Origin of the sequence: Hyphomonas sp. (genome assembly GCF_041689225.1) — a bacterium.
Classification (GTDB): domain Bacteria; phylum Pseudomonadota; class Alphaproteobacteria; order Caulobacterales; family Hyphomonadaceae; genus Hyphomonas.
This window is the reverse complement of record NZ_JBDNGN010000160.1, coordinates 1-12,291: the sequence shown is the minus strand read 5'-3', so window position 1 is coordinate 12,291 and position 12,291 is coordinate 1. Positions and strand designations below refer to the sequence as shown.

The window sequence follows — 12,291 nt, the reverse complement described above, 5'->3', positions numbered from 1 at the left end:
TTCACAGCGGTTGCCGGAAACGGTCCACGGCAATCGCCTCGCCGGGCCGTCTGTGTCCGGCCAGCAGGCGTTCGGTCAGCCGCTGGTAGTGCAGGATGAAACCGGCGACCCAGTCGCGTCGGGCCGCGCCCAGCGTGCCGGGCGCAAGGCCCCGCGTCGTTTCTTCCTGTTCGATCCGCCAGTCGTGCACCGCCGCAAAGCCGGGCGCGTCGAGATAGATAAACGCATCGGCCATGTCCCAGAGGCGGGCATACGGCCCGGCCAGTTGCGCCTCCTGGTAGGCCCGCCACGTGCCGTCGGCATCGCTGGCCTCGACCGCATTGAGCGGCGGGGCCTCAGCCGCTGCCGGGTCTGCCTCCACGCCCAATAGCCAGCCCTCCACGAAGATCACGCGCGGCGCGCCCTGCACAATGGTCCAGTCGACCGGCGCCCGCCGCTCATCAGCCGCCTTGTCAAAGACCGGGACACGAATGTTCTCATCCGGTCCGGCCGCCATCAGGCGCGTCAGTGTCTCGATCAGCAGGGCAATGCCATGCGTGCCCGGCGGCCCGCGCGTTGCGAACAGGGGATGGACGTCGCGGGCAAGCGCCTCCCGCTCGGCCCTGGTCAGGTAGAAGTCATCCAGCGCCAGCGCGACCGACCCCGGAATCGCCGCCGTCAACGCCGCCATGGCGGTCGACTTGCCGACGCCCTGCGGCCCGGCAATGAAGATGATCCGCGCGCCCGCGTCGACCGTCTGGGTGGCAAGCGCCAGCAAGCGGCCCGCCAGCGGCGTCACGCCCTTGCGCCCTTCTTCGTTCCCCGCACGCTCAGGAAGCTCAGCGTCCACAGGCAGACGGACATGCACAGCGCCAGGATCGCGTTGCCATGCCACCCGGCGAGGTCATAGGCCGTCGTCCCGGCCCAGCTCGCCGCGCCGCCGCCAATGAACATCATCACGATGTAAACGGTCATCAGGCGCGTGCGGATCTCGGGTGCCTTGTTGAGGAAAGTCATGCGGTTGCAGATATCGATCAGCGGCCCGCCGACATTCATGATCACGATCGGGATCATCAACAGCCACAGGCTGCCCCCGAAAAAGAACAACATCGCCACGCCGAACAATTGCGTCGAGGCAACCGTCAGCCGTGCCCTGCGCGGGCCCACCCTGTCGGCCCATGCGCCTAGGCGCGGCGTGGTGAACAGGTTGAAGACCGCGAACAGGGCAAGGTAGCCGACCACGTCCACGCCATAGCCCATCTCCGGGCTGGTCAGGTGCAGGCCGAGGCCCATCCAGATCGACAGGAATATGCCGAAGCCGAGCGCCTGGATCGTACCCGACAGCAGGATTTCGGGATTCTGGCGAATGATCGGCCCGATCGATAGGAGCAGCCCGGCATAGCTCTGGCCCGGTGCAGCGACGGTGCGCGAATCGCGCTTCTCCATGATCAGGGGCAGCGCCACGCTCACCGCCAGCATCAGCGCCGCGGCCACGAAATACACGCTGCGCCAGCCGAAATACTGCCCCATCACGCCGGCGCCCGCGCGCGCCAGCAATATGCCGGCAATGATGCCCGTTGTGATGATCGCCGTCGCCTTGCCAAGCTCGCCCGGCGCCACGCGTTTCGACACATAGGTCGGCAACAAATAGGGCGCGATGGTGAAGAAGCCGAGCACGGTCGAGCCGGTCACGAACAGCCAGTAATCCTGCGCCAGCGCCATCACGGCGATGGACATGAACTGCGCCGCCACAAAGATCGATGTCAGCCGCCGGTTGCTCATCCAGTCGCCCAGCGGCAGCAGCAACAGGATGCCCAGCGCCAGCGCGATCTGGTTGAAGGCCGGCACCATGCCGATCATCGCATGGCTGACGCCGAAATCATCGGCCACCACCGCGATGATCGGGTGAATGTAATAGGCGTTCGCCGTCACCACGGCGGTCGCCGCCGACAGCGTGTAAAGCTCGCGTTTCGACAAGTGTTTCGGCGGTGTGGGCTTAGGTATCGGGGCAGGTTCGGGAGGCGTGTCCATCCCTTACTCCAGCCCGATTGCCCGCCCGGCGCAAGACATCACCATGAGGCAAGTGCCGCGGCCCCGCAAGATCATTCAACTGATCGGTTGACTATTGCGCGCCGCCATCATATTAAACCACATGGTTGAACAACAGACACTCCAGCTCGACACTGTCTTTCACGCCCTCGGCGACGCGACCCGCAGGCATATGCTGCGCCAGCTGGCCAATGGCGAACAGACGGTCAGCCAGCTCGCCGAACCGTTCGCGATGTCGCTCGCGGCCGCCTCGAAACACATCAAGTCACTCGAAAAAGCCGGGCTGATCCGCCGCCAGGTGCGCGGTCGCACGCACATCTGCCGGCTCGAACCCGGCCCTTTGGCCAGCGCCAGTGAATGGCTCGGCTTCTACCAGCGCTTCTGGACCGGCCGCCTTGACGATCTCGAACGCCTGATGCGCGAAACGCCTCCCGCCACCCAAACGTCCAGGCCGAAAGGAAAGTAGAATGGCTCCCCTGACGAAACTCGACCCCTATGGCGCGCTGATCGAACCTGCCACGCTGAAACTCCAGCGCCTGCTGCCCGGCCCGATCGAACGTTGCTGGGACTGGCTCACCGACAGCGATCTGCGCAAGCAATGGCTGGCCTCCGGCGAGATGGACCTCACCCCGGGCGCCCCCTTCGAATTCACATGGCGCAACGACACGCTCACCCAACCGCCCGGCGCACGGCCGGAGGGCTTCAAGGCCGAGCACAGCATGAAATGCCGTATCGTGACGGTCGACGCGCCGCGCCAGCTCGTCATCACATGGGGCGAGCAGAGCGAGGTGTCCTTCACGCTCGAACCCCAGGGGGAAGACGTCCTGCTCACGCTCATCCACCGCCGCGTTCCGAATCGCGAGACGCTGCTCAATGTCAGTGCCGGCTGGCACACCCATCTCGATATCCTCTTCGCCCGCGCCCGCGGCACAGAGCCGACACCCTTCTGGGATGACTGGCGGGCCCGCAAGGCCGAGTACGCACAGCGCCTGCCGTCTGCCTGATCCAACTCGCCCCTTCGCCCGCCTGCCGGGCGGAGGGGCCTCTCTCCGACTATTAGTCCGACCCGCCCGGCGACGTCGCGCTCGGCTGCGCCGATATGCAGGACGCCTACGAATCCCTGCCCACGGCCATGGCGTGAGGGACATGTATCTCACCGGTCCGTTTCAAAACCGGTTTCTAGAAATATTCGCTCAGTCTACGGATTACAAAAACACAATTCGAACAAGATCTGGAACGACATGAACGCCGTCCAAATGAGGTTGATCATGGGTTTCGAACTATTTCTGATTGCGGCTGGCTTGTGTGGTCTTTTCTTCGGTGGAGAGCTTCTGTTGCGGGGCGCCGTGACGATCTCACGAAATGTCTGCATCTCCGAACTGTTGATTGGCTTGACCATTGTCGGGTTCGGCACATCCTTGCCAGAGCTGCTGGTCTCCGTGAAGGCGGCCTTGGGCGGCCAGCCGGGAATCGCCATTGGCAACGTCGTCGGGTCGAACATCGCCAATGTCATTCTGATTGTGGCATTGGCTGCCTTTGTGCGCCCTCCGGCAGGTTGGAGCCGGTCGGTGAAGCGCGATGCGCTTGTGATGATAGCGGCTTCTCTGGTGCTGCTTATGCTTGCCGCATTTGGCCTTGTGTCCCGTCTGGCTGGTGGTGCCCTCGTCGTCGCCTTGATCGCGTATCTATTGTTCGCCTACTTTCAGGAGCGTGCCGCGCCAAACACCGTCGCGGAGCCTGAAATTGGCGCCCCGGCGGGAAAAATCCCGATCGCCATTTTGAGCTTGCTCGGCGGATTTGTCGTTCTTTTCTTCGGAGCCGGTTGGCTGGTTGACGGCGCTAGCGCCATTGCCCGGCAGTCCGGGATATCCGAGGCTGTCATCGGCCTGACCATTGTCGCCGTCGGCACCAGCCTGCCGGAACTCGCAACATCCGTCCTCGCGGCGTATCGCGGCAAGACCGATGTCGCGCTCGGAAACATCGTCGGGTCCAATATCTTCAACATTCTCGGTATTTTTGGGATCGCCAGCCTGATAACGCCGATTCCGATCTCTGATCAGTTTTTGCGGTTTGACATTCCGGTGATGCTGACGATCGCAGTCGTGTTTGGTGTCGCGCTCATGTTTGCTCGGAACATCGGTCGGATACCGGCAGCCGCAATGCTCCTGGCCTATGGTGCGTAAGTGTTTGTCCAGTTCGCACCGGGATTGATATAGTCCCGGTTGCGTATCCGCGTCTTGGTGGTCTGTATTCTGCCGCCACCGCACGCCCGGCGGCAAACTTATCCCACACCTCCGGTCCCGGAGTATAATGGGCGGCATGAACCCGCTCTACGCTCATCTCTATGCCCATGTCATGGTCCTGTTCTGGCCATGGTGCTGGTGGCAGTTGCGCGCGATCGAGCGCTGGCGGCAGGTCACGGGCCGGGGCCTGCTGAACGCGGCAGACCAATATGGCAATGTCCATGTCCGCTGGGTCGAGGATGCGCCGGATGCAGCAAATGTCCGTGCGCCGGTATCGGTTCGGTTGGCCCGCGCCCTCAGCGGCGATGACGCAACATTTCCGTATTCCCAGCGGACGCCGGGATCTCTCTCCGTTCAGTCCGGGCTTGCCGCACGAGATCCCTGCATGTGCCGGGACCGCGCACGCGTGGAATGCCTCCCCCTGCCGCACACCTGACCCATCCCCCAGCCCTGAAAATCCGTACGCCCCCGAAAGCGCCCGCCAGAGGCGCCGCACGTGCAGGCGGGAATGCCTTGCGCCCGCGTCCCCGCCGCGTCAGGATGGCGCAAAAGGGAGGGGACAAGCATGAACTACGAAACCCTGTATTCGATCATCAATCTCAGCGTCATGCCGGCCTGGCTCCTGCTGGCCGTGCTGCCACGCGCGAGCATCACGCAGACGCTCGTCCATTCCGGCCTCTATCCGCTTGGCCTCGGCGTGTTCTACATCGTGGTGATGGTCATGACGCTGGGCTTCGGCATGGGCGCCGAAGGCGGTAGCTTCAACAGCGCTGCGGGCGTGTCACAGCTCTTCTCCCATCCGCTCGGCATCCTGGTCGGCTGGTCGCACTATCTCGTGTTCGATCTCTTTGTCGGTGCGTGGCAGGCGCGCGATGCCCGGCGTCGCGGCGTGCCGCACCTGGCGCTCGTGCCATGCCTCTTCTTCACGTTGATGCTGGGCCCGGTCGGCCTGCTGCTCTACCTGATCGTCCGCAAGCTCACCGGCAAGGGCGGTTGGAGCCTCGTCGAGGCCTAGGCCTCTTCCGCCTCGATAAACAGGTCCATCTGGCGCGGGTCGACCCAGCGCTTGCGCCGCGACGGCTTGGTCCGGCCGGAGCGGAAATAGAGATCGTCGGTATGGTCGGCGTCTGTCGGTTCCGGCGCCGGTTCGGGCTTGGGCGCTTTCGCAGCCTTTTTCGCGTTCGCCGCGTCGACCAGCCGCCAATAGGTCACCGCCACCACAGGCGCGCCCTTGTCGTCCTCATAGCGTTGCAGGAACCCGTGCGCGATGCCGCCCGCATTGGCCACCATCTGCACGTCGGCGTCGGCCTCGCTCAGGTTCAGCCATTCGGTATGCAGCGAGTCCACTTTCAGGCCGCCCGCGATGGCCTCGGCATCGGCGCGCGTGCGCGCAGCCTTGGCGCCGAGGTCCAGCGCTTCGGTGATATTGCGGGCAAGGGGATAGGCGTGGCTCATATCAGGCGTCAGGTATGCGAGACTTGTGCCGCCGTCCAGCCCGCATCCTGCCCGGCCTGCAGGCGGCCTGCGGCCAGCCGGGCGAAGCGCAGGATCACGGCCTTGCGCCGCGCCCCCGCCAGCTTGTCGGGTATGGCCTCCCGTATCACGGCCCCGCCAAAGGCATCGGCCACGATCAGGCCCGCCGCCTCCGGGAGCAAGTCCTGCGGGAAGTCCGCCATCACGGCGAAATAGAACCGGTCGCAAAACGGCATGTAGTCCGGCCATTTCGAATCAGCCCGGAAATCGGCCACCGAGGATTTGATCTCCACCATGGCAATCTCGCCGGCCGGGCCGACGGCGGCAATATCCGCCCGGCGATTGTTCGCCAGGGTCATTTCGGTCACGCCGAAATAGCCATGCCCCGCCAGCAGGCGCAGCGTGCCGCGCGCAATCTCGCCCGCCCGCGTCTGCGGCATGCTGGCATCTGTCAGCTCGGTCAGGGCGCTGTCAGGCATGGGTCAGGGGCTTTCCGTTCTGGAATTGTTCCAGAAAAATCTTAAGCCCGCGTCGCTATCCGGGTCAAGGTCTGCGGCGGGGTGATCGGGCCTGCCGGGTGAAAAACCGTCGCCGCGCCTGATCCATCCGGCGCCGCGCCGCGTAGACAGGTTATCCAGCAGGAGAGTGAGATATGGCCAGCGCCTATGATTCGAACGGCCCCGCCGACCGTCGCTTCGTCAAGATGGCGATGAAAGCCCCCATGCTTGAACAGGCGCATGAGCTCGACCTTGCGCGCCGCTGGCGCGAACAGGAAGACGAAGCCGCCCTGCACGAACTGACCACCGCCTATATGCGTCTCGTCGTGTCGATTGCGACGCGCTTCCGCAATTACGGCCTGCCAATGGCCGACCTCATTTCTGAAGGCAATGTCGGCCTGATGCAGGCAGCGGCCCGGTTCGAGCCGAAGCGTGAAGTCCGTTTCTCCACCTATGCCACCTGGTGGATCCGCGCCGCCATCCAGGACTATGTTCTGCGAAACTGGTCGATTGTCCGCACCGGCACGACAGCGGCCCAGAAATCCCTGTTCTTCAATCTCCGCCGCCTGCGCGCCCAGATCGACGATACGGATGATGGCGTGATGACCCGGACAAACATGGCCTGGGTGTCAGAGCATCTCGGCGTGCCCATGCGCGATGTCGAATCCATGGCCTCACGCCTGTCCGCGTCCGACCGCTCGCTCAACGCGCCGCTGGCGACGGATGGCGAGGGCCAGTGGCAGGATCTTATCGTCGACGAGTCCGCGATCCCGGAAGAGCAGGTCATGGCCCGGCGCGATGGTGATCGCCGCAAGGAATGGATCGCCGATGCGCTGAAGGCCCTGAACGAACGCGAGACGCATATCATCCGGCAGCGGCGCTTGTGCGAGGAGTCCGTCACGCTGGAATCGATAGGCCTGGAACTTGGCATCTCGAAGGAACGTGTCCGCCAGATCGAGTTCCAGGCGCTCGGCAAGCTGCGCCGTGCGCTCGAGAAGATCACCGGCGATCCCGTCGCCTCCGGCCTCATCCCGAACGCTTGAGGCTACCAGCCGCCGCCGCCACCGCCGCCGCCGCCGCCGCCCGAGGATCCACCGCCACCCGAACCCGACGAACTGGAGCTTTGCGGCAACGAGGTCGCGACACCCGAACTCATCCTGCTGACAATGCCGTTGGTCATCTCGCCGATATTACGGAAACCGCCCGACGACATGTTGGTCCAGCCGGGATTGTAGGCGGCGGCCTCTTCCGGGATCAGCCGTTCGAAATGCTTCGTCCACGGCTTTTCCACGCCCAGCGCCACGGCATAAGGCAGGAAGGTTTCATACCGTTCGGTCGTCATGGGCGGCGGCGCTTCGCTGCCGACTTCGACGGTGTTCAGCTGCAGCTTCTCGGCGGCCTCCATATACAGTTTGAAACCTTCTATCTCGGTGCGAACGGCCTGGCCCTTCCGCGTCGGCGCCGGCATCAGGTACATGAACCAGCCATTCAGTGCCGCCAGCGATATAACCACGGCCGTATGCCACCACGACCACTGCGTCGCCTGCGTGATCGCCAGCGCCACAGCACCGCCCGATAGCAGCAGCGCGAGAATGGAGTAACCGATATTCCATTTGAAATACTTGGCGCCATAGGCGCGCCACAGCGACTTCCGGAATTTCGTGTAAGCCGCCGTGAACGTCGCATCGTATTTCTTGCCCAGCGTCAGCGCGTTGTCGTGGCTGAAAAGTCCGGCTTCCAGTTTCTGGTCTTCGGGCTTCAGCGTGGCAGGTTTTTCCGTCTCCGGCGTTCGCGTCAGCGTGGTTTGTTCTTTCTTGCCCGCCTCGATTTTCAAATGCCCCTTCACGGCCAGGTTCATCAGGGTGGCAATCAGCGCCTTGTGACCTGCCAGCGAGCGGTAATAGATATAGTGGACGCCCGCAGGCGAATAGCCTTCCGGCGGTGCGTAGCGCGGGAACACCGGCCCCTTCACCGGGTCGCGCCCGACCCTGTTGAAATTGCGCCACGAGAAACCGAACACCCCCAGCAGTGACGCGAGCAGGATCGCCAACGAGCCATTGCGCTGCCACCAGCGGCGCGTCTCGTCTGCGCTCGACGGCGGATCGATCAGGCCTTTCTCGACGCCCATGGCGACGGTCAGGCCCTCACCCGATTGCAGCACCCGGGTTGTCGTGAACACATGGCTGTCACCGCTCGACTGGTGCGCGAAATCGTTTCCGGCTGTGCCCAGCCCGCCCGTATAGGCGTCAAACGCCGTCACCCGCGCGCCTTGCGGCAGGGTGATCGTGGCGGTCGCGGAATCAATCGGGAAGTCCCAGTAATTGCCCGTCGCGTTCCAGTAGACCTCGTCATGATCGGCAAAATAGCGCACCTGGTTTTTCACCCGGTACGTGATTTCGTAAGTATGCTGGCCGTTCTCGAGGAACACATCGGCAGACCCGATCCGGACGATCAGCGCATTGCCATCGGTTTCGGTGGAATAGGGCTCGCGAGCCCCGTCCCGCGTCACCTGCATGGTCTTGTAATCATAAGGCAGCTTGGCGCCGTCATCGTCATAATAGCGGGGCAGGTCACGCAGGATCCCGCGCCGTATCTGATAGCCTTCCGATGTGACAGCCAGCGTTTCGCTGACCACGATATCGCCATTGGTCTGGACAGTGATGTCCACGTCGAACCGGTTGATCCGCTCCTCGGCGATGGCGCCCATCGCCAGGTTGAGCGCGACGAACAGCGCGAGCAGGGGGCGCATCAGCACAGCCTATTCCTCCTTGAAGTCGACCGAGGGCAGGGCGCGGTCGGCTGTCTCGATCTCGAAGAAGGCGCTCGTCCGGAAGCCGAACAGGCCGGCCATCAGATTGGCCGGGAAACTCTCAACGGCCGTGTTCAGTTCGCGCACCGCCCCATTGAAGAAGCGCCGCGCCATCTCGATCTTGCTCTCGGTGTCGGACAGCTCCTTCTGCAGGTCGAGAAAGTTCTGGTTCGCCTTGAGGTCCGGATAGGCCTCGGCCACCGCCACCAGCCGGGCCACAGGCCGTGACAGGGCCGATTCGGCAGCCCCGCGCGCCTGCGGGTCGTCGCCCGCCGCCAGCGCTTCGCCGCGCTTGGCCACGACATCCTCGAACAATGTGTTCTCGTGCGCCGCATAGCCCTTCACGGTGTCGACAAGGCGCGGGATCAGGTCGGTCCGGCGTTTCAGCTGCACATCGATATCCGCCCAGCCATTCTTGACCATCTGGCGCTTCGCGACGAGGCGGTTGTAGATCAGAACCGCCGCGCCGAGGATCAGGACCCCAAGGCCGATCAGGATATAAGTGCCCAACATTGCGTGTCTCCAGACTGGATGCGTTTCCCCTGTATCGGGCAAACCACGTCGCTTGTGAATGCCCGCCGCCTAATCGCCTGCCAACGTCTCCAGGTTCAGCGTGTGGCCGATTTCCAGCAGACATAGCCGCCGCCCGCACCGGCGTGCCCGCCTGCACCTGGTACAGCGCCGCGGCACTCCGCTTGATTTCCGGTGTCAGCGCCGATCCGGCGAAGCCCAGTTCGCAGGACGCGCCCTGCTCCTCGGTGCTCAGCCGCGCGCCCACCATCCCCTCGACCAGCTGGAACCGCTCGAACGGCTCCGGCAGGTCCGTTGCCGCCGAAATCCGGTACGCTACCGTTCCCCAGAGGCCTCGTCCCGCTGCCCGCGCCTCGGCCTCCGGCGCCAGCAGCAGGTCATTGGCTCCCGCCATATCCGGATACACCCGCGCCCCGCCGCGTTCCACCATCTCCCGGTTCAGCCACAGGTCCGGCCCTAGCGCGTCCGTCGTCATCACATGCGCCAGCGCCCGGTCATAGCGGTCGCGCGTCAGCCCGGCATAGAACAGCTGCATCTCGCGCCCCAGCGCCATGTCCTCCAGCATCCGCCGCGACTCCTTTAAGAAAGGCGCCCCCTCACGGTCCTTGTAGGGCCCGGCCGGTGCCTCGATCCCGACCAGGCGCACGCCCTGCCCGGTGTCCAGCACCATCTCGTCGCCATCAATCACGCGCACCACGCGGCCATGTTCGCCAAGCTGGGTATCGGCCAGCGGGTCTGGCGCGCTGCAGGCGGCCAGCGCCGCGAGTGCCATCAGCAGGCCTTGCCACCCCCACGCCACGCCCCGGCCCTCCCGCGCTGGCACGGGCCCCGCGCCGCTGCCCCGCCCCGTCATAGCACGCCGCCACGCCCCGAAAACCACCACAAAGGCTTCAATCCCGCCCCGTCATGCCGTATAGCCTGCCCCAGTGATCCCGTAGCTCAGCAGGATAGAGCAACAGATTCCTAATCTGTAGGTCGCGCGTTCGAATCGCGCCGGGGTCACCAAAAAATCAATTAAAACAATGTATTATAAATGGACAAAAGTTAGACTTTGCTCACAAATGGCTCCGTGGTAACCATACGGTAACCGGAGACCAAAAACTCATGGCAAAACTGCGCCTTACGGACACTTGGCTTTCGGCTGTGACCGACGCCGGAGACTATTCCGACACGATCGAATCCTGCCTGAAAGTGCGTGTGGCCAAGACCGGCGCAAAGACATTTTCGGCTGTGCGAAAGCTGAGCGGCAAGACGGTGCGGGTCCGCATTGGCGCCTATCCAGAGATCGGCCTCCGAGAAGCGAGGATGCGCGCCGGAGAATTCAGGGAGATGCGTTCGTTGGCGCCGACCTCGGCCGCACGAGCGGAGGAGGTGGCCGATGCCGTGTCGGCGTCTGCCGCCAACTTTTTTGCCGACTACGTTGCCGATATGAAAGCCCGGGGTGTGAAATCCTATGGGCGCATCAAGGGCACGCTGATAGACGGCAAGTATGCCTTGCTGCCATTCTTGGTGGAGCGTCATGGCGCCATGCCGCGCGCCGGGGACGTGACGATCCATGACCTGCAGGCCTGGATGGCAGAAAGCTACGCCCGAAGTCCGAACTATGCGCCGCATCTTCGTTCCTACATCGTGACGGCCTGGAAATGGGCGGTGAAGAACCGCTACGGTTATCGCGGTGGCGCGCGGGACTATGGGATTACCTACAACATCGCCGAGCAGCTGCCGACGGTTCCCAAGGGCAAACCGGGCGACCGGTATCTCTCTAACGACGAACTGAAGACGCTTTGGCACGCGCTGGACGAGAACCATCCCACGCACCGCGTTTTGAAACTGATGATCGCCATGGGCGGACTGCGCGTGACGGAAGTGAGCATGAGCCTCGCCGCCAACTGGCGGGATGGGTGGCTGGTCTTGCCGGAGACCAAGAACGGCAAGTCGCATCAGCTACCGATTACCAGGACCGCTGCCCCGCTCGTCGCGCGGTGTCTTGAGCTGGCGCACCCGCGCTCACCATACCTCCTGTCCAATCCTCGCGATCCAGCGGAGCCGCTGACTATCCCCGCCATTTCACGCGGCGCGAAGCGGTTGAACAAACAGCTCAAATTCCCGGACTGGAATCCGCGTGACCTGCGTCGCACGATGAAGACGCACCTTATTGATGCCGGGGTCGACGAACGCTGGCTGGACATCTGGCATAACCATGGCCAGACGGCGAGCGTGGCGCGCAAGCATTATATCCGGGCGGAGTATGCGGATCTGAAGCGGGATGTGGCGGAGGCGATTGATGGGTGGTTGGGGCCAGTGTTGTGCAATCAGAGTGTCTAGAGCGTGGAGCGTATAGAGGCTTAAATTTTGATCATTTGTGAGCAAGATTTCCACCTGTAGAGTAGGTTGATGAATACCCATTCCAGTGTCGGCTGGTCATAACAATCAATCGCTCGGTCGATGTCAGGCATGTCTGTATTGGGCGCAAAACGAGACGTAAGGGTTTTGCCTGGCTCCGTCACTTGATGGACGAAAACTCAGCCATGGCGTTAGCCGTTTTGAGAACCATCTCGTGCTTCCCATGGGTAATCATCCCCGAAATTAAGTGACTTGAAAACTGGACTTCTTCGGCTTTGATAAAGCACGGAGACAACGATGAAGAAATCGAGATTTACGGACGGGCAGATCCTCGCAATCCTGAAACAGGGTGAGGGCGGTGTGCCTG

General features: G+C 63.3%; 13 protein-coding genes, 1 tRNA gene and 1 pseudogene. 8 read left to right on the top strand and 7 right to left on the bottom strand.

From position 1 onward, the window contains the following. Position 1: 1 nt before the first annotated feature. Both ACESNB_RS15740 and ACESNB_RS15735 read right to left on the bottom strand, forming a co-directional pair. Positions 2-778, bottom strand: a complete 777-nt coding sequence (locus ACESNB_RS15740; RefSeq protein ID WP_373009014.1) for a hypothetical protein — start codon at positions 776-778, stop codon at positions 2-4. Next, positions 775-2,010, bottom strand: coding sequence for an MFS transporter (locus ACESNB_RS15735; protein WP_373009012.1), 1,236 nt, complete (start codon positions 2,008-2,010; stop codon positions 775-777). The genes ACESNB_RS15740 and ACESNB_RS15735 overlap by 4 nt, the downstream gene beginning before the upstream one ends. Positions 2,011-2,131: 121 nt before the next feature. Here ACESNB_RS15735 and ACESNB_RS15730 point away from each other — a divergent pair, with 121 nt between their 5' ends. The 5 genes from ACESNB_RS15730 (at position 2,132) to ACESNB_RS15710 (ending at position 5,286) form a co-directional block, all read left to right on the top strand. Beyond that, on the top strand, positions 2,132-2,494 hold the full coding sequence (locus ACESNB_RS15730; RefSeq protein WP_373009010.1) for an ArsR/SmtB family transcription factor: 363 nt from the start codon (positions 2,132-2,134) through the stop codon (positions 2,492-2,494). Position 2,495: 1 nt separating this feature from the next. Next, positions 2,496-3,032, top strand: a complete 537-nt coding sequence (locus tag ACESNB_RS15725; protein WP_373009008.1) for an SRPBCC family protein — start codon at positions 2,496-2,498, stop codon at positions 3,030-3,032. A 237-nt stretch (positions 3,033-3,269) separates the two neighbouring features. After that, positions 3,270-4,211 carry a calcium/sodium antiporter gene (locus tag ACESNB_RS15720; protein WP_373009006.1) on the top strand — a complete coding sequence of 314 codons (942 nt, stop codon included), beginning with the start codon at positions 3,270-3,272 and terminating at the stop codon, positions 4,209-4,211. A 136-nt stretch (positions 4,212-4,347) separates the two neighbouring features. Beyond that, complete coding sequence (locus tag ACESNB_RS15715; RefSeq protein ID WP_373009004.1) at positions 4,348-4,707, top strand: hypothetical protein; 360 nt, start codon at positions 4,348-4,350, stop codon at positions 4,705-4,707. A gap of 129 nt (positions 4,708-4,836) precedes the next feature. Continuing rightward, complete coding sequence (locus ACESNB_RS15710; protein WP_373009002.1) at positions 4,837-5,286, top strand: ABA4-like family protein; 450 nt, start codon at positions 4,837-4,839, stop codon at positions 5,284-5,286. On the opposite strand, the gene ACESNB_RS15705 is transcribed toward ACESNB_RS15710, so the two are convergent. Then, positions 5,283-5,726, bottom strand: a complete 444-nt coding sequence (locus ACESNB_RS15705; protein ID WP_373009000.1) for a hypothetical protein — start codon at positions 5,724-5,726, stop codon at positions 5,283-5,285. The genes ACESNB_RS15710 and ACESNB_RS15705 overlap by 4 nt on opposite strands. An 8-nt stretch (positions 5,727-5,734) precedes the next feature. Then, the gene (locus ACESNB_RS15700) at positions 5,735-6,223 is read right to left on the bottom strand and encodes an MmcB family DNA repair protein (RefSeq protein WP_373008998.1); all 489 of its coding nucleotides are present in this window, start codon (positions 6,221-6,223) and stop codon (positions 5,735-5,737) included. A gap of 173 nt (positions 6,224-6,396) precedes the next feature. Here ACESNB_RS15700 and ACESNB_RS15695 point away from each other — a divergent pair, with 173 nt between their 5' ends. Further along, positions 6,397-7,284 carry an RNA polymerase factor sigma-32 gene (locus tag ACESNB_RS15695; protein ID WP_373008996.1) on the top strand — a complete coding sequence of 296 codons (888 nt, stop codon included), beginning with the start codon at positions 6,397-6,399 and terminating at the stop codon, positions 7,282-7,284. A 2-nt stretch (positions 7,285-7,286) separates the two neighbouring features. On the opposite strand, the gene ACESNB_RS15690 is transcribed toward ACESNB_RS15695, so the two are convergent. From ACESNB_RS15690 to ACESNB_RS15680, 3 genes and pseudogenes are all read right to left on the bottom strand, one after another. Further along, on the bottom strand, positions 7,287-8,990 hold the full coding sequence (locus tag ACESNB_RS15690) for a DUF2207 domain-containing protein (RefSeq protein ID WP_373009088.1): 1,704 nt from the start codon (positions 8,988-8,990) through the stop codon (positions 7,287-7,289). Between the two features lie 9 nt (positions 8,991-8,999). After that, complete coding sequence (locus ACESNB_RS15685) at positions 9,000-9,563, bottom strand: LemA family protein (protein WP_373008994.1); 564 nt, start codon at positions 9,561-9,563, stop codon at positions 9,000-9,002. 355 nt (positions 9,564-9,918) lie between these two features. Next, positions 9,919-10,251 (bottom strand): annotated as a pseudogene (locus ACESNB_RS15680) (thermonuclease family protein); the annotation flags it as partial. 258 nt (positions 10,252-10,509) lie between these two features. Here ACESNB_RS15680 and ACESNB_RS15675 point away from each other — a divergent pair. Beyond that, a tRNA-Arg gene (locus tag ACESNB_RS15675) sits at positions 10,510-10,586 on the top strand. A gap of 99 nt (positions 10,587-10,685) precedes the next feature. Continuing rightward, complete coding sequence (locus ACESNB_RS15670) at positions 10,686-11,906, top strand: tyrosine-type recombinase/integrase (RefSeq protein ID WP_373008992.1); 1,221 nt, start codon at positions 10,686-10,688, stop codon at positions 11,904-11,906. Positions 11,907-12,291 lie beyond the last annotated feature (385 nt).